This is a genomic window from Legionella bononiensis (assembly GCF_016786215.1).
GTDB classification, from domain to species: Bacteria; Pseudomonadota; Gammaproteobacteria; order Legionellales; family Legionellaceae; genus Legionella; species Legionella bononiensis.
Genome location: NZ_JADOBG010000023.1, coordinates 251,887 through 269,123, shown reverse-complemented (window position 1 = coordinate 269,123; position 17,237 = coordinate 251,887). Strand labels below are relative to the sequence as shown.

The following is a 17,237-nucleotide window of genomic DNA, read 5'->3' as shown; positions in this document are numbered from 1 at the left end:
TTTATTACCTATCTAGCGCTTAATAGTTATTGCAGCAAATGAATGACCCAAATCAACTGTCTCAGGCATCGCGTTTGCTACCCATACAACATCTGCCGCAATGCGCTCATCACGTTTAAGCGGCAATGTTATCTCAATATCTCCCTGAGATACAGTAGCAATCTCGTCTAATTTCAATCTATCTGCTGTTGCAGGGTTAATCCTTATACAGGCTGTTTCAGAAGCAGCACATAATTGCAGCTCTTTTGCATTTCGTACTATTGCATCGATACGATAGAGTGGCCATTCACCTACTCGAACAAGAGATTGGTTCATAACTGGAAGCGACTCGGGATAGTATGGAGTGTATTCATGCTCCATAGTCATGGCTACGCACTCTTTAACCTCTGATAAAATATCTTCAGTAGATGTATATTCAAAATCCTTACAATGCAATAAGTTACCCAGAACTCTAATTATCTTCCAGGCCGGACGGGACTCATCAAAAGGTATTAAAGCGCCCTTTACGGTTTGCCAGGTATTATCCACATTAATATAAGTTCCCGATGTTTCAGCATAAGGTGCTATTGGTAAAATCACATCGGCATAATCAAGCATAGAATCGTGATGGTATGCTGACAACATCACTACGAACTCAGCAGCCAGCATTGATTGTCTAGCCCCATATGGATTGGCGAAATCAAAACCGGGTTCTACAGCCATTAAAAAGTAGCCTTTCAACTTGGCATTAAGTGCGTCTTGGACATTCAAGCCAGGCTCGGCAATGGATTTTCCAGCTACTGTTCTGTGAGGAAGCATTCCAGCTATACAGGCTCCAGCAGAGTTAGCACCATTGGTTAGTCTGAGTACTTTCGCTCCACTTAATTGTTTGATCACTGAAATCAAAGTTCGTAGAATTGATGCGTCTGGATGATTCTCACATATCGCACCTGTAATAATACACGCGTTTTCTTCTTTTAATGAGCGAGCAACTTTATTTGAAAATTGATCTGCTTCAAGACCGATTAGCAGTTTTTGTACTTCTTCAGGTAGACTATTTACATTCTGCGCAAGAGCAAGCGCTAGTCGGGCCAATTGCATTGGCATTTCTAATGGAGAAATAACTGTATTTCCATCAAGCTCAAAATGATAATCAAAATCAACCGGATTAATCGCATGGATTTTAGCTCCATTTCGATACGCCTTCCTTACTCGCACTCCTGCAAGGGGCACTTCTCTATCAATATTGCATCCAACAAGCAAGATGGAGTTTTGATGTTCAATATCAGCATAAGGAATTGAACTGCTAGGTGTTGTAGTTAGATTACCCTGATCTCTAAAATCTATCTGTTGAAGTCGGTGATCAATATTATGCACACCAAGTTCCCGCATTAATTTTTGCAACAGATACATTTCTTCAACTGTCGAAGAACTGGATGCAAAGGCAGCCATTTGTTCAGGGCCATTTTGTTTAATTACGCGACTAATTCCTTCGGCAGTAAATTTCAATGCGGTTTCCCAATCAACAACTTCCCATTGACCGTTACGCTTAATTTGAGGTTTACCGGCTCGTGATTTGCTTTTTAAACCCAGGTAACTGAATCTGTCTCTATCAGATAACCATGTTTCATTAATTCGCTCATTTTCTTTAGGTACTGCGCGCATCAAGGTATTGTTTCGAGTATGCAAATAGATATTTGATCCCAGACAATCATGTGGAGCAACACTATCGTGCTGAGTCAATTCCCAAGCTCTTGCAGTAAACCGATAAGGTTTCGATGTTAAAGCGCCGACGGGGCACAAATCAATAATATTTCCAGAGACTTCTGAAGTCATACTATGCTTTACATAGGTACCAATTTGCATGTGTTCGCCACGTCCCGTAGCACCCAATTCCCTGACACCAGCTACTTCATCACCAAATCGAACGCAACGAGTACAATGGATGCACCGAGTCATTTCAGTCGAAATCAGAGTGCCTAGATCATCATCTTCAACTGCGCGCTTACTCTCAGTATATTCGGACTGATCTTCACCAAATCCCATTGAAATATCTTGTAATTCGCACTCACCGCCCTGATCGCAAATCGGGCAATCCAACGGATGGTTTATTAATAAAAACTCCATCACTACTTTTTGTGAATGCAATGCCTGTTCCGATTTTGTGAACACTTTCATTCCATTGGTAATCGGAGTGGCACAGGCAGGAACTGGCTTTCTGCCATTTTCAACTTCAACCAAACACATACGGCAATTAGCCGCTACTGACAGTTTTTTATGGTAGCAAAATCGAGGAATATAAATACCCGCTTCATCTGCTACTTCAATGATCATTTTACCGTTTTCTACTTCAAATGTTTTACCGTCAATTTCAATAGTAGCCATGGTCTAACCTTCTCAATTATGCTGCAACGATCGAGCGTTTATGCTTAATGAAATATTCAAATTCATTATAGAAATGTTTAACAAAGCTTTGCACTGGCCAGGCTGCAGCCTCACCTAATGCGCAAATAGTTCGTCCTTCAATGTTGTTTGCAACATTGACGAGTTTTTCCACATCACCCGGCTCGCCATGTCCGTGTTTTATACGATGTAAAAGCCTGACCAGCCAACCCGTACCTTCACGACAGGGAGTACACTGGCCACAGGATTCATCCATATAGAATTCTGAAATTCGGTATAGGGCATCTACCATACAGGTTGTTTCATCCATTATAATTACTGCACCAGAACCAAGTCCTGAACCTGCTTTCTGAATACTGTCGTAATCCATATCAAGCCCGAGCATTACATCACCGGGCAACACAGGCATGGAAGTTCCACCGGGTATAACCGCTTTGATTTTACGATTTTCCAAAACCCCGCCTGCCAAATCAAGAAGGGTCTTAAAAGGCGTTCCTAATGGAATTTCGTAGTTACCTGGCTTGTTTATATGGCCACTGACACTAAAACATTTAGTTCCGCCATTATTCGGTTTGCCCAGTTTTAAGAACCATTCGCCACCTTTTTCCATAATTACGGGTACGGATGCGAACGTTTCTGTATTATTAATCGTGGTGGGTTTGCCATATAAGCCATAGTTTGCTGGGAAAGGGGGCTTAAATCGTGGTTGTCCTTTTTTACCTTCTAATGAATTTAGAAGCGCTGTTTCTTCACCACAAATATAGGCACCAGCACCTAAATGGTTGAACAAATCAAAATCGACACCGGTACCCATAATATTTTTGCCGAGTAATCCGGCAGCATAGGCTTCTTTTAAAGCATGCTCAGTACGCTCATAAGGTAACCAAAATTCGCCGCGAATGTAGTTATATCCGACTGTTGCCCCCATAACGTATCCAGCAATCGCCATACCTTCAATAAGCTGGTGAGGATTCAGACTTAATATTTCTCTGTCTTTACACGTTCCAGGCTCACCTTCATCTGAATTACATACTACATATTTTTGTACTGGAGAATTACGATTCATAAAACTCCATTTCAGCCCTGTAGGGAACCCAGCGCCACCGCGTCCACGTAACGCAGAAGTTTTTAATTCATCAATTATTAATTGAGGGGAGGTCTGTTCTTTTAATATCTTACGCCATGCACTATAGCCACCAACACTTTCATAAGCAGATAGAGTCCATGGCTCTGGTAAATGAACTGTTCGATAACAAACCTGATTTAATTCAACCATGTCAAGCACCTCTATCTTTTATTGGTATTGTTCCAACACTGCATCGATTGATTCGGCAGTCAGATTTTCATGATAATCTTTATCTACCTGCATCATTGGTGCATTAACACAGGCTCCCAAACACTCCACTGACCTTAATGTAAAACGACCATCGTCGGTTGTTTCACCTAGCTTAATACCCAATTTTTTTTCTAAATGCTCCACTACACCAGCAGAATCTCGTAGCAAACATGAAATATTGGTGCAGACATTAACCAAATGCTTACCCACAGGCTTATGTTCATACATAGTGTAAAAACTTGCCACTTCATATACTGCAATAGGAGCCATATCAAGATACTCAGCTACTGCATCCATTAGTTCTGGTGTGAGATGTCCATGTTCTTCCTGGACTATACGTAACGTACTCATCACTGCAGATTGCTTCTGATCAGCTGGATATTTTGCTATCCAGTCATTAATTTCATGCATTCGTTTCGACGGCATAAATTGATGTAATATTTTTTCTGAAGTATCAGACATTTCTAAACCTTTATCTTGTTTGTTTTTACACTGCCATTGTATAGGCAGGTACTGGAACTCAATTAGCGATCTATCTCACCAAATACTATATCCTGGCTTGCAAGAACAGCAACGCCATCAGCAAGCATATGCCCTCTTACCATTTCATCAAAACTGGATAAATGAGCGAATCCCGGTGCACGTATTTTCATACGGTACGGTTTATTAGCACCATCAGAAACCATATAGATACCAAACTCACCTTTAGGAGCTTCAACAGCAGAGTAGACTTCACCTCGCGGCAAACAAAACCCCTCAGTGAATAATTTGAAATGGTGAATTAACGCTTCCATATCATGTTTCATTTCAACACGACGAGGAGGTGTGATTTTATGATCGTCAATTTTAACAGGTCCTGGATGTTTTCTTAGCCAGTCAATGCATTGTCTGATAATTCGATTGGATTGTCTTAATTCCTCAATACGTACCAGATAACGATCATAACAGTCACCAGTCTTACCCACTGGAATATCAAATTCAACCTTATCGTAAGCTGCGTAGCTTTGCTTTTTGCGTAAATCCCAGGCAATACCCGAACCTCTAAGCATTGGACCAGTAAAACCCCATTGCAAGGCGTTCTCTGGAGATACTATTCCAATATCAACTGTACGTTGTTTCCAAATCCTATTATCGGTCAGAAGGGTTTCATACTCATCGACACAATGAGGGAAACGTTCGGTAAATGCCCAAAGAAAGTCGAGCAGACTGCCTTCTCTATTCTGATTCATTTTTTCTACTTCACGCTCGCTATGCCAACGTGATGGTTTGTATTGCGGCATGGTATCAGGCAAATCTCGTGCTACGCCACCTGGTCGGTAATACGTAGCGTGCATGCGCGCTCCGGAAACCGCCTCATAACAATCGAACAGATCTTCACGCTCCCTGAAACAATAAAGGAACACAGTCATTGCTCCAAGGTCAATCGCTATCGCGCCAACCCATAGTAAATGATTCAGTATGCGAGTGACCTCATCAAACATGGTTCGAATATATTGAGCGCGTATAGGAGCTTCTATACCTAATAATTTTTCTATTGCTCTAACGTATGCATGTTCATTACACATCATGGATACGTAATCGAGGCGATCCATATAACCAATACTTTGCAGGTATGGTTTTGTCTCAGCAAGTTTTTCAGTAGCTCTATGCAGTAAACCGATATGAGGATCAGCACGAACTATAGTTTCACCTTCTAGTTCAAGTACCAAACGCAAAACACCATGCGCCGCGGGGTGTTGAGGACCAAAATTTAAAGTGTAATTCTTTAATTCAATCATTTGCCATCACCCTCATTACCAGTGTAACGATTATCATTACGTATGACTTTAGGCACCCCAATTCTGGGTACTATATCTACCGGTGTATAAATTACTTTTTCCAGTTTTGCATCATAGCGCATTTCCACATGACCACTGAGAGGAAAATCTTTGCGGAAAGGATGTCCAATAAATCCATAATCAGTCAGTATGCGTCTTAAATCAGGATGACCTTCAAAGAGAATCCCAAACAAATCATATGCTTCACGTTCAAACCAATTTGCGCCTTTCCAAAAATGATGTACGGATGGAACTATTAAATGCGCTTCATCTATAAATAGTCTGACTCGTAGACGGTGATTTTTTTTAGTTGAAAGCAGGTGGTACACTACGGCAAATCGGGGTTTATCCAGCGCATACGCTTTGGCCTCTTGACGTTCTACACCTCGTGAAAATCCATTTTCTGTAGCAGAATCAGTCTCCCAGTCATATTCCCCATAGAGTAAATAATCAACACCGCAAAGATCAATAAGCTGATCAAAAGAAAATGATTCTCTATCACGCAACTCAAGCATTATGGGTAATAAATTATTCGCATCACATTCTATAGTCACTTCATTATTAGCAACAATCATATCGCTAATGTGACCTGCTAATTCAGCATTGAGCTGTTCAACCAAAAAATCGTTTTTAGTCATCTAATCTGCACCTTTGATGATCTTAAGCTTCTATTATTTTTTTCCGTCTGATTTTGTTCTGTAATTGAATTATGCCATAGAGAAGTGCTTCGGCGGTTGGAGGACAACCAGGCACATAAACATCTACCGGTACAATTCGATCGCATCCACGGACTACTGAATAAGAGTAATGATAATATCCACCGCCATTAGCACATGACCCCATAGATATGACCCAGCGTGGCTCAGCCATTTGATCGTATACTTTACGTAACGCAGGAGCCATTTTATTGCATAGGGTACCTGCAACAATCATTACATCCGATTGACGTGGACTTGGTCTAAATATTATCCCAAATCGGTCAAGGTCATAACGTGCAGCACCCACATGCATCATCTCAACAGCGCAACATGCCAAACCAAAAGTCATAGGCCACATAGAACCACTGCGGGCCCATCCGACAAGTTTATCGACCGAAGTCGTTATAAAGCCATTTTTTTGCAATTCTGCAACCGCCATAGCTAGCCTCTAAGCAGTTAAATATTAATATTAAACCCAATAATTCTTTGACACTTTTAACGAGGCAAAGCTATTCCCACTCTAATGCGCCTCGTTTCCATTCGTATATAAATCCAATAACTAATAAGCCAAGAAATAACATCATACCTAAAAAGCCAAACCACCCAATCTTGCGAAGCGCTAAAGCCCAGGGAAAGAAGAAGGCTGTTTCTAAATCGAATATGATAAACAGTATCGCAACCAAATAAAAACGCACATCAAAGGGAATATGCGAACTTTCAAATGCGCCAAAACCACATTCATATGGCGCGTTCTTGGCTTCGTCAGGACTGCTCTTTGAAAACAAGGAGCCAGCGCCTATCATCGCCAGACCTAAGAGTAAGCCCACGATAATAAAAACGAGAACGGGTAAATATTGAGATAGCATCAGTTCACCTTGCTCGGATTATAAATGGTGCCGAAGGCCGGACTCGAACCGGCACGGCTTACGCCACCGCCCCCTCAAGACGGCGTGTCTACCAATTCCACCACTTCGGCATGTCTTTTCAAACCATCCACGACTTCATCCTTAATTTGGTGAAAATTCGTTTGTTTAAGCACAATACTTAACTACAGTATTAAAGTCTGGCTCAATCAACGAACTTCCATAATTTGTCCAGGACGACATCATGGAACATTATATTTTTTATTTTTTTACATCTTTACCATTATCAACCGGTACTGGAACTGAGCTTACTGGTACATTAGTCTGTTGAGGTATAGCTTGCTGCTCTGCCTTTTGGTATTGAGTAGAAACCAAATAAGATAACATCAAGCTGGTGACAAAAAATGCCATCGCCAAACCACCGGTTAATTTAAATAAAAAGCCCCCGGTTCCCTGACTACCAAATAGAGTATTTGATGCGCCAGAACCAAAAGCCGCGCCGATATCGGCGCCTTTACCATGTTGTATAAGTACTAAGCCTATTAAGACTACAGCAACTACTACATGAATCATTAATATCAATTGATACATTTCACAATTTCCACAAACTGTTTAGCGTTCAACGATGCGCCCCCTACCAAACCACCATCAATATCTGGCATGGCAAATAATGCCCTGGCATTATTTTCGTTCACACTGCCTCCATAGAGAAGTGTTAAACGCTCAGCATCACTATTATTTACATCTGCAATCAGTCCTCTTATAAACTGATGTACTTCTTGTGCCTGTTCTGGTGTTGCCGTGTTACCCGTGCCTATAGCCCAAACAGGTTCATAAGCAACGACACAATTTGCAAAACAATTTTTGTTGTTTTCACTTACTGCGCGCAATTGACTGGCAATTACTTGCTCTGTTTGTCCTTTTTCACGCTCAATAAGCGTCTCACCTACACAAAGAACAGGTATCATACCATGTTCTTTTACATGGTGGAATTTTTGTGCGACAAAATTTTCATCTTCATTAAAATAGTGTCTTCGTTCGGAGTGCCCCACTAAAACATACCGGCAACCGAAATCTTTTAACATAGGTGCTGATAATTCACCAGTATATGCGCCATAATCCTTTGGATATACATTTTGGGCGCCTGTTTCTATCGTGGATCCACCTAATATCTCTTTAACTAAAGGTAGGTAAATAATTGGAGGCATGATTACTGTCTGTGTTTTAGAATCAGATTCAATTTGTTCCTTTAATTGGTTAGTCAAGTGAATCACCTGATCCAGACGACCATTCATTTTCCAATTTCCAGCAACCATTTTACGTCTCATAGCCCCTCCCTATTACAGGGTTGGACTATACCCAAACTTGACTCAGATGTGTAGCACTATTAGGTGTTTTTTTTCAGTATTGTCTATCTACTTTTTTTACATAAAATATGGATTTGGTACTTGCTTAGTCCTGTTATTTCGATAGAATCCTATTGACTGTACAAGGAGGGTATACCAATGAATGAGATCATACTGCAATTATTGAATGAAATTTCTGCTTTAAAACCCCCAATGACTTTAAAAGAACTTTTAGATAAGACTCCATTAGATATGGGAAAGCCATCAACAGAGTTCGCTGAACATTTCAATTTATTAGTCCGATTGAAACAACTTACTGATGAACAATTCAAATATAACAGCCAATTAACCGAACTTGAACTCAAAATTAAAAATCATACTGATTTAACTCAGCAAATTGAAGCTTATCAATACCAAATCCAGGAACTGCAGAACAATATCAAGCAACTTAAAAGTAAATTAGTACCCATTTACAATGAATTAGAAATTAAAGCCAATGAATTCGCATTAGCTGCAGACCCATTGGCTGTAATCGATACAAAAAATGGCGACGACATGCAAAAAAAGATAGCTGAATTTTCCATAAAGCTGACCAGCACTTGCACAGACATTGATACTCGCCTGGCCAAAGCAAAACTGGTCATTAATAAAAACAAATTTGATGCCATAGCCTCTGAACTTCTAGGATTAGATATACACTGCACTCAAGAATTATCGACACAGCGATTGCAAGGAATGATTGACACAGTTTCATCAGAAAAAGAACTATTCACATCAATGCAGAGAAAAGCTCTTGTTTATCAAAAACAGTTCTCTGAACAATTATCGAATGATCACCTGCCGATTCGAATTGGCGAACTAAAACAAGAAAGTAAAGAATTGTCCGAACTCCAAAATGAGATTGAGCGCAAGATAGCTGAAAACCCTTTAGATTTGACAATTAAAGAGCGATTAACTCAGGAGTTTACTTCCAGTTCTGATACACATGTCTTAATCAATTCTTACCGCAACAAATTGGACGGCATATTATCTTATATTGATCCTATCGCCTGGACTTCCTGGGGTCTAAACTATATAACGAATCAGGATGGCAATAAAAAACATGATGAAGAACAACAGACCATCTCACGTTCTGTTGCATTTTTAGAATTACTGACGCAAAAACATGAGCTGGAAATCAAACAACATAACATTGAAAAGAGCGTTGCCGCACTTAATACCGAAAAAGATAAAACGCCAATTCCCATAATAGCAACTGAACCTGGCACTCAAAATACTGATGCGACTCAGCTTCATGATCCAGCAACCACATCAGATATCAAACTTGATCCGACTCAATTAATTGCTGAAACCTTGCAGCTTTTATTTAATCTTCCATCCTATTCAGCAACTATGGATCTGAATGAAGATTCACCGGAAATGCATTTTTTGGAGACTTTGATCCTCAATATTCCAGTTATTTCGAATACCCTTGAAAAAAAATCAACCGCGTTAAATAAACTTAATGAATTACTTCTTATATTGACTGAGATTAATACATTAAGAGCTGAATATAATTTAATGCCTGATCAAGATAACCTACTGCCCAGTCTACAAGACGCTAGTAACGAGGAACATACCTTTAGCGCTCAAACAGAACTCAAGGCAAAATATCAAGAACTTATTAACTCATGTAAATCGTATCTTCACGACACTATGGAATATGACAAACTCGCTGACCAGCTTATCCAGGTTATCGATTCACAAAAGCATCTGAAAGCCCAATTAGTAAAACCTCCTAAACCACGAGTACTTGAGACGATTTCGAATCATCTTAAGATTCTAAATGAAACTATTAACCTAAAATTGAGACAACTTGCTCAGTTGCCAATGCCAACACTTGCCATACCAAATACTGAGGAATTGCCAGAAGTTGATTCTGAACCTGTTGATACTTCAAAATTAAACGAAGAAGTTCCTACTCATCTCGAATTGAAACAGCCCGCTGTTTCTTCTGATTTATCTTCAATTAGTCCATTGGTTACATTAGAGGCACAACAGAAATTAATTGAAACACCGCTATCAGAGCCGCAACACCAAAAGACTGACCAGTTAGTACAGGCGTTACAGTACCCAGAATTGGATACTGATGAGGTAGAACACGATTCCTCATCTTATTCCTCCTATTCAACTGAAGATTCAGAATCATCTTCTCATTCCGATGAGGATCAAGATTATATCGAACTATCAAGTGAAAGCGATCATTCGCTCCAGGATAATGACCCTGTTCAGCTCTCCATCGTAGAGAGCGAAGTACCTCCTAGCTCTAATCCAGACCGTTCGACTTACTTCTCAACTGAGCCTTCTGTTATAGAAACAACTGATTTGTTGATCCATAGCACTGATGCATTTGAACATAATCCGGAGCCAACAGAACACCTGCTCCCAACGCAGCACCAAATTATTGCCCCTAAACCAATTGCTCCGATAGATAATGTCGCTGACAATCTTGAACACTTATTTGGAACGAAAAATTCCAGCACATTATTATTAACAGAGCCTACAATAACAGCTCAATCAAGCCCGAGTTCTGAGCATGAACTCACTACTCCCAGTACATCAGAAGACACCAGCAACTCAGATGATGATTCATTAAACGATGAGCAAGACAGTTCTACTCCACAGAAGCAAAATCTCCTGAATACCGTCAAATGGCATCACGAAATCGTTGGTTATCTGAATAAATTCCCTGCTGACATCCAAAATTGGTATACCGAAGTTTATAATAAGTTAAGAAAAGAGCTCTCTAGTGAATTATATTGTTACAAAGCAGCTCATATTGTACGCGACATTCTATTTGAAATTGAACATAAAGATAATTCTGATGTGATTAGAGCTTATATGCGTCTATGTCCTAAGCCAACCCAAGATATTGGCCCTTTACTTGCCTTGAAACCATCATTACTCATTACAGATGAACCATATAATGAAGCGGACACCATGATGGATTGCCCAAAAGAGTTAAAAAAGCATTATGAACATTATGCAACATTAAAAAAAGAACACCCTATCGAAGCTGAATTATTTTTACAGGCAGTACGTTCAGTTCATATGGTTCAACTTTATGCAAAACTACCCAATCGTACCATTACAGCAGAACAAATACCCTCTTTGGCGACCGATCCACGGTACGAACCATTAAAACGTCATAGAGGGTTTATAAAAGTCTGGGAATTTTTAGAGGATCTTTGTAGATTAATTTTAGGTAAAATTCAAAACCAACCTGAATATGAATATTCAAAAAGGCCCTGTTTGTTTAATACCAAATCACATCGATTAATTAAGGAAGCAGATGGTCTTATTCATGATCTGCTTCCAATGAATACTCCTTAGACAGGAGTTTTAGAACTATTGAGTTCACGATCGATAAGGCTGATGTCGTCGCATAATTTTTGAGCTTGTTGCTTTACAATCGACTCATCAGCGCCCTCAACCATTACTCTGAGTAATGGTTCAGTGCCTGAGGGCCTTAATAAAACTCGGCCTTCACCTTTCAAACTGCTTTCAAGAGTTTGAACTGCTTTTATTACCTGTGGATTTGATGCCAACAGCGCAGCATGATCGGTCTTCAAATTAACTAATGATTGAGGCAACAGGGTAATACCCTGAGTCAATTGCTCTAAAGTTTTATCTTGCTTCATCATAATTGATAGTACCTGAAGGGCTGCTACTATTCCATCTCCAGTTGTTGTCTTATCCAAACACACGATATGCCCGGATGTTTCGCCACCAATCTTCCATTCATTTTCACGCAATGCTTCCAGAACGTATCGATCACCAACTTTAGAACGAAGGAAAGGGATATTCAAAGCTGACAGAGCCAATTCCAAACCGTAATTACTCATCAGTGTCCCAACAACACCACCATTCAATACACTTCTTTGCTGACGATCTTTAGCAATAATATAAAGAATTTGATCACCATCGATTAAATTACCTTTAGCATCAACTAAAACCAGCCTGTCTCCATCACCATCTAATGCAATTCCAATATCAGCGCCTGTACTTAGCACTTTTTTCTGTAATAATTCGGGTGAAGTCGAGCCACAATCCTGATTTATATTAAATCCATCTGGCTTATCCCCAATAGCAGTAACTGAAGCACCCAACTCGGCAAAAACATTAGGAGCGATGTGATAGGTAGCTCCATTAGCACAATCCACAACTATTTTTAATCCAGATAATCGGGACATAGAGGGGATGGTTGATTTACAAAACTCAATGTATCGACCAGTTGCGTCATTAATTCTGGTTGCTTTACCTAAATGAACTGAAGGTACCGTCTGCAGCTGCTTATCAAGTTCTGCTTCAATTAAAAGTTCCACGCTGTCTGGCAATTTTCCACCATCAGCCGAGAAAAACTTAATTCCATTATCTTCAAATAAATTATGTGAAGCACTAATGACGATTCCTGCATTCGCTCTCAGTGTCTGCGTCAGATAAGCAATTCCAGGAGTTGGCATAGGCCCTAATAATGCAACATCAACGCCCGCAGCCGATAATCCTGCTTCGAGAGCGGACTCCAGCATATATCCTGATACGCGAGTATCCTTACCGATTACCACCTTCTTTCGATGACCGTTAGCGAGAACACGGCCAACAGCCCAGCCCAGTTTTAAAACAAATTCAGGATTAATACTTGACAAGCCCACGTGTCCTCGTATGCCATCAGTACCAAAATATTTACGCTGACTCATCCTTACCTACCTTTTTTAAATTCATCCCAATTAGGTTATGTTGACAACTCATCAATTTATTTACTACGTCCCACAACGTCGGAATCGGTATTATCAACACACCTTACTCAATATAATTTCTGTTAACCAGCCTGACATACTGCATCAATCATGAGTAATGCTTGCTGTGTTTCTTCTACATCATGTGTTCTTAAAATCCCTACACCTTTTAATGCGGCATATACTGCAAGAGAGATACTACCGAGCAATCTCTGATTTACTTCTTTTCCAAGAACCGCTCCTATCGTGCTTTTACGTGAAACACCCAGAAGAACAGGTCTGTTTAAATGAGTTAATTCATTTAATCGATTCATCAGATTAAGGTTATTGTGTACTCGTTTACCAAAACCAAAACCCGGATCTATAATTAAATGTGTTCTATCAATTCCTGCATTCTCGCACGCATTAATACGTTCTAAGAAGAACCGCTGTAATTCTGCCATCACCCCATCTGGATAATGTGGATTGTCTTGCATATTTTGAGGGTCACCCTGCATATGCATTAAACAAACAGGAACATTCAGTTGAGCAGCCATAGCAAGCGCCCCCTCTTTTCTTAGAGAGTAAATATCATTGATAATATTAGCACCAGCACTGATTGCAGCATGCATTACCTGAGGCTTATAGGTATCAATTGAGATACAAATATCAGAGTTTTTTCTAATGTGTTCAATCACGGGTATTACCCTTGATAATTCTTCATCAAGAGAAACGTATATTGCTCCCGGTTTTGTTGACTCACCTCCGATATCAATTATATCAGCGCCTTGAGCAATTAGATTAAATGCATGCTCACAGGCTCTATCCATGGATAAATAGTTTCCGCCATCAGAAAATGAGTCTGAAGTAACATTCAGTATCCCCATAATTAATGGTTTTTGAAAATAAGCATGTGAATTGGGCTGGCTTTTTTTTTCGAGCCAGCCAATAAATTGTTCTGGTGTCACCTGAGTCTCTCTGTTAACAGCTTCAACATACCAAATCAATGCTCTTCAGCTGGATTTTCTATGGTCTCACCATTAACTGGTTTTACAGGCGTATCGTTGACTACTTCTACTTTTTCTAATGGTTTGGATGCACCCCAACCAGCTGGGGGTGTAGGTTCTTTTCCGGTCATGATTTCTTTGATCTGATCCGCATCAATAGTTTCATATTTAATTAAACTCTCAGCCATCAGATGGAGCTTATCCATATTAGCAACCAGAATTTCTTTCGCTCTTTGATAATTTCTATCGATAATAGCACGGACTTCATCATCAATTTGCTGTGCAGTTCGATCCGACATTTCCTTATGTTTATTCATTGATCGACCTAAGAATACTTCTTCCTCTTCTTCTCCGAAGGTTAATGGCCCTAATGGTGACAGACCCCAGGTTGTAACCATTTTACGAGCGATTTCAGTAGAGCGCATGATGTCATTTGATGCGCCAGTAGTGACACTTTCAAGGCCAAAAATAAGCTCTTCAGCAATACGTCCGCCAAATAAACTGGATAGCTGACTTTCCAGGCGTCGTTTACTATGACTGTATCTATCCTGTTCTGGCAAGAACATCGTCACACCCAACGCCCTGCCTCGAGGAATAATAGAGACCTTATACACAGGATCATGCTCAGGCACTGACAAGCCTACTATGGCATGTCCTGCTTCATGATACGCAGTCAGCTTTTTCTCATTATCATCCATCACCATGGAGCGTCTTTCAGTACCCATCATGATTTTATCTTTAGCTTTATCAAGCTCAATCATACCCACTTTGCGCTTGTTTGCGCGCGCAGCAAATAATGCGGCTTCGTTTACCAGGTTAGATAAATCAGCCCCTGAGAAACCGGGAGTACCTCTGGCAATATCCATCACTTCAACACCGTTGTCTACAGGCACTTTCTGCAAATGGACTCTTAATATTTGTTCACGACCTCTAATATCCGGTAAAGGCACAACTACCTGACGATCAAATCGTCCTGGTCGCAAAAGAGCAGGATCGAGTACATCCGGACGGTTAGTCGCTGCAACAACAATAACTCCTTCACTTCCTTCAAAGCCATCCATTTCCACTAAAAGTTGGTTCAGAGTTTGTTCGCGCTCATCATGCCCACCACCAAGACCTGCGCCTCTATGTCGTCCAACCGCATCGATTTCATCGATGAAAATAATACAAGGGGCATGCTTTTTGGCCTGTTCAAACATATCACGTACACGCGATGCGCCAACACCAACAAACATTTCCACGAAATCGGAACCCGATATGGTAAAGAAAGGTACTTTAGCTTCACCTGCTACTGCCCTAGCCAATAAGGTTTTACCAGTACCAGGAGAACCAACCAATAAAACGCCTCGAGGTATTCGCCCCCCCAGACTTTGGAATTTGGTAGGATCACGTAAAAAGTCAACCAGTTCCTTGACTTCTTCTTTTGCTTCATCAACACCGGCCACATCAGCAAAAGTCACTTTGACCTGGTCTTCGCCCAGTAACCGAGCGCGTGATCTACCGAAAGACATAGCTCCGCGACCGCCGCCGCCTTGCATTTGTCGCATAAAGAATATCCAGACACCAATTAAAAGCAGCATGGGGAACCAGTTTATAAACAGATGCAAGAGGAAACTCTCTTGTTGTTTTTCTTGTCCACTGACATCCACTTTGCCTTTTAATAACTCACCTAAAAGGGCGTTATCCTGCATCGGCATATAAGTGACAAAACGTTTATTATTTTTTGTCATCCCTTTGATGATCTTGTTATCCTCAATAGTAACTGAGTTCACCATGCCTTGATCGACTTCTTTCAAAAACTGGCTGTAAGAAACTTTCTCAGCAACAGAGTTTCGAGGACCAAAATTACTGAAAACAGAGACCAGGACAATCGCTATAATCAGCCATAAAAATAAATTCTTAACCATGTCGTTCAAAGTATTAACCTCGTTAGTTACTTACAGCTTTGTTGTGAGAACGATTATATAACCCTTGTAAATCAAGTTGCTTGTATTGGTGCATCTTTATCCTTAAGAGAGATATATATAAAGCTACTATAAATTATAGCCCTTTGCCAGCAAATAGGTTTCTTTTGAGCGAGATCTTGAAGCAGATGGTTTACGAATAACCACTCGCTCAAAAGATGCTCGCGCATGTTTCACTAATTCGTCAAACCCCGAACCATGAAATATTTTAATCAACATAGAGCCTCCCGGTTTTAACATTTTTTCTGCAAAATCAAAAGCCAGCTCTACTAAATACATGGCACGTGGAATATCTATTGCCGTACTTCCACTCATATTTGGGGCCATATCTGATAATAACAAGTCCACACTACGTTCTGGAATTAAATTTATTAATTCCTGCAATACTGTATCTTCCCTAAAGTCTCCCTGAATAAAGTTCACATCAGGTAATGCATCCATAGGTAAAATATCCAAAGCTACAATATGACCTTTACCATTTAATCGTTCAGAAACGTACTGCGTCCAGCCACCCGGTGCCGCGCCTAAATCAACGACGGTCATTCCAGGCTTTAGAAGCAGTTCCTTTTCATCAACCTCTTTCAATTTATAAACAGCCCGACTTCTATAGCCCTCTGCCTGTGCTTTTTTAACATAAACGTCATCAAAATGCTCTTGTAACCAACGTTTACTGCTTTTAGTACGACTCATAACCATCAAATATTATATCGAATTACCCTATGATACTGAATTTTACTACCTTTTCCCAGCAAAACGTGCAATAATTTGCCATTTTATCGATCAGGAACATCATAGTGGATACTTCGTTCAAACAATCACTTAAAGCACAGGCTCATCATTTGAAACCTGTAATTCTTTTAGGAGCCAAGGGATTAACTGAAGCTGTTATTGCTGAAACCAATATTGCCTTACTATCGCATGAGTTAATTAAAGTTAAAATTAATGGCGCAGAAAAAGAAGACCGTTTGGAAATGGCGCATGAATTATGTCATCAATTACACGCCGAATTAGTACAAATGATAGGCAATACTGTAATTCTTTACCGTAAAAATGAAGAAAAGCATAAATAA

General features: G+C 40.2%; 15 protein-coding genes and 1 tRNA gene. 2 read left to right on the top strand and 14 right to left on the bottom strand.

The window, feature by feature from the left end:
- Positions 1-12: 12 nt before the first annotated feature.
- From nuoG to tpiA, 10 genes are all read right to left on the bottom strand, one after another.
- Positions 13-2,364, bottom strand: a complete 2,352-nt coding sequence (gene nuoG, locus IZU94_RS17875; RefSeq protein WP_203113801.1) for an NADH-quinone oxidoreductase subunit NuoG — start codon at positions 2,362-2,364, stop codon at positions 13-15.
- A gap of 16 nt (positions 2,365-2,380) precedes the next feature.
- Complete coding sequence (nuoF, locus tag IZU94_RS17870) at positions 2,381-3,658, bottom strand: NADH-quinone oxidoreductase subunit NuoF (RefSeq protein ID WP_203113800.1); 1,278 nt, start codon at positions 3,656-3,658, stop codon at positions 2,381-2,383.
- An 18-nt stretch (positions 3,659-3,676) separates the two neighbouring features.
- Positions 3,677-4,180, bottom strand: coding sequence for an NADH-quinone oxidoreductase subunit NuoE (gene nuoE / locus IZU94_RS17865; RefSeq protein ID WP_203113799.1), 504 nt, complete (start codon positions 4,178-4,180; stop codon positions 3,677-3,679).
- Positions 4,181-4,242: 62 nt separating this feature from the next.
- Positions 4,243-5,496: an NADH-quinone oxidoreductase subunit D gene (locus tag IZU94_RS17860; protein WP_203113798.1), complete on the bottom strand. Its 1,254-nt coding sequence runs from the start codon at positions 5,494-5,496 to the stop codon at positions 4,243-4,245.
- Entirely contained in the window at positions 5,493-6,173 is a 681-nt protein-coding gene (locus tag IZU94_RS17855) for an NADH-quinone oxidoreductase subunit C (protein WP_203113797.1), read from the bottom strand. Before IZU94_RS17855 ends, IZU94_RS17860 begins: the two co-directional genes overlap by 4 nt.
- A 22-nt stretch (positions 6,174-6,195) precedes the next feature.
- Positions 6,196-6,672, bottom strand: coding sequence for a NuoB/complex I 20 kDa subunit family protein (locus IZU94_RS17850; protein WP_058473821.1), 477 nt, complete (start codon positions 6,670-6,672; stop codon positions 6,196-6,198).
- A gap of 70 nt (positions 6,673-6,742) precedes the next feature.
- Positions 6,743-7,099, bottom strand: coding sequence for an NADH-quinone oxidoreductase subunit A (ndhC, locus tag IZU94_RS17845; protein ID WP_058473822.1), 357 nt, complete (start codon positions 7,097-7,099; stop codon positions 6,743-6,745).
- Positions 7,100-7,124: 25 nt separating this feature from the next.
- Positions 7,125-7,209 (bottom strand) — tRNA-Leu (locus tag IZU94_RS17840).
- Between the two features lie 148 nt (positions 7,210-7,357).
- Positions 7,358-7,687 (bottom strand): preprotein translocase subunit SecG, encoded by a 330-nt coding sequence (gene secG, locus IZU94_RS17835; protein ID WP_203113796.1) that lies wholly within the window; start codon positions 7,685-7,687, stop codon positions 7,358-7,360.
- Entirely contained in the window at positions 7,675-8,424 is a 750-nt protein-coding gene (tpiA, locus tag IZU94_RS17830) for a triose-phosphate isomerase (protein ID WP_203113795.1), read from the bottom strand. Before tpiA ends, secG begins: the two co-directional genes overlap by 13 nt.
- Positions 8,425-8,601: 177 nt before the next feature.
- Between tpiA and IZU94_RS17825 the strand changes: the two genes are divergently transcribed.
- Positions 8,602-11,814 carry a hypothetical protein gene (locus tag IZU94_RS17825; protein ID WP_203113794.1) on the top strand — a complete coding sequence of 1,071 codons (3,213 nt, stop codon included), beginning with the start codon at positions 8,602-8,604 and terminating at the stop codon, positions 11,812-11,814.
- On the opposite strand, the gene glmM is transcribed toward IZU94_RS17825, so the two are convergent.
- The 4 genes from glmM to rlmE form a co-directional block, all read right to left on the bottom strand.
- On the bottom strand, positions 11,811-13,178 hold the full coding sequence (glmM, locus tag IZU94_RS17820) for a phosphoglucosamine mutase (protein ID WP_203113793.1): 1,368 nt from the start codon (positions 13,176-13,178) through the stop codon (positions 11,811-11,813). The two genes, IZU94_RS17825 and glmM, sit on opposite strands and share 4 nt — an antisense overlap.
- A gap of 122 nt (positions 13,179-13,300) precedes the next feature.
- Positions 13,301-14,164 carry a dihydropteroate synthase gene (folP, locus tag IZU94_RS17815; protein ID WP_203113792.1) on the bottom strand — a complete coding sequence of 288 codons (864 nt, stop codon included), beginning with the start codon at positions 14,162-14,164 and terminating at the stop codon, positions 13,301-13,303.
- 35 nt (positions 14,165-14,199) lie between these two features.
- Positions 14,200-16,110, bottom strand: coding sequence for an ATP-dependent zinc metalloprotease FtsH (gene ftsH / locus IZU94_RS17810; protein WP_203113791.1), 1,911 nt, complete (start codon positions 16,108-16,110; stop codon positions 14,200-14,202).
- 126 nt (positions 16,111-16,236) lie between these two features.
- Positions 16,237-16,857, bottom strand: a complete 621-nt coding sequence (gene rlmE, locus IZU94_RS17805) for a 23S rRNA (uridine(2552)-2'-O)-methyltransferase RlmE (RefSeq protein ID WP_203113790.1) — start codon at positions 16,855-16,857, stop codon at positions 16,237-16,239.
- A 104-nt stretch (positions 16,858-16,961) separates the two neighbouring features.
- Here rlmE and yhbY point away from each other — a divergent pair, with 104 nt between their 5' ends.
- Complete coding sequence (yhbY, locus tag IZU94_RS17800) at positions 16,962-17,237, top strand: ribosome assembly RNA-binding protein YhbY (RefSeq protein ID WP_058473829.1); 276 nt, start codon at positions 16,962-16,964, stop codon at positions 17,235-17,237.

Excerpts from the sequence above, each read along its gene's own strand:
- nuoG (WP_203113801.1), bottom strand. The coding sequence starts at position 2,364 with ATGGCTACTATTGAAATTGACGGTAAAACATTTGAAGTAGAAAACGGT.
- nuoF (WP_203113800.1), bottom strand. The coding sequence starts at position 3,658 with ATGGTTGAATTAAATCAGGTTTGTTATCGAACAGTTCATTTACCAGAG.
- nuoE (WP_203113799.1), bottom strand. The coding sequence starts at position 4,180 with ATGTCTGATACTTCAGAAAAAATATTACATCAATTTATGCCGTCGAAA.
- IZU94_RS17860 (WP_203113798.1), bottom strand. The coding sequence starts at position 5,496 with ATGATTGAATTAAAGAATTACACTTTAAATTTTGGTCCTCAACACCCC.
- IZU94_RS17855 (WP_203113797.1), bottom strand. The coding sequence starts at position 6,173 with ATGACTAAAAACGATTTTTTGGTTGAACAGCTCAATGCTGAATTAGCA.
- IZU94_RS17850 (WP_058473821.1), bottom strand. The coding sequence starts at position 6,672 with ATGGCGGTTGCAGAATTGCAAAAAAATGGCTTTATAACGACTTCGGTC.
- ndhC (WP_058473822.1), bottom strand. The coding sequence starts at position 7,099 with ATGCTATCTCAATATTTACCCGTTCTCGTTTTTATTATCGTGGGCTTA.
- secG (WP_203113796.1), bottom strand. The coding sequence starts at position 7,687 with ATGTATCAATTGATATTAATGATTCATGTAGTAGTTGCTGTAGTCTTA.
- tpiA (WP_203113795.1), bottom strand. The coding sequence starts at position 8,424 with ATGAGACGTAAAATGGTTGCTGGAAATTGGAAAATGAATGGTCGTCTG.
- IZU94_RS17825 (WP_203113794.1), top strand. The coding sequence starts at position 8,602 with ATGAATGAGATCATACTGCAATTATTGAATGAAATTTCTGCTTTAAAA.
- glmM (WP_203113793.1), bottom strand. The coding sequence starts at position 13,178 with ATGAGTCAGCGTAAATATTTTGGTACTGATGGCATACGAGGACACGTG.
- ftsH (WP_203113791.1), bottom strand. The coding sequence starts at position 16,110 with ATGGTTAAGAATTTATTTTTATGGCTGATTATAGCGATTGTCCTGGTC.
- rlmE (WP_203113790.1), bottom strand. The coding sequence starts at position 16,857 with ATGAGTCGTACTAAAAGCAGTAAACGTTGGTTACAAGAGCATTTTGAT.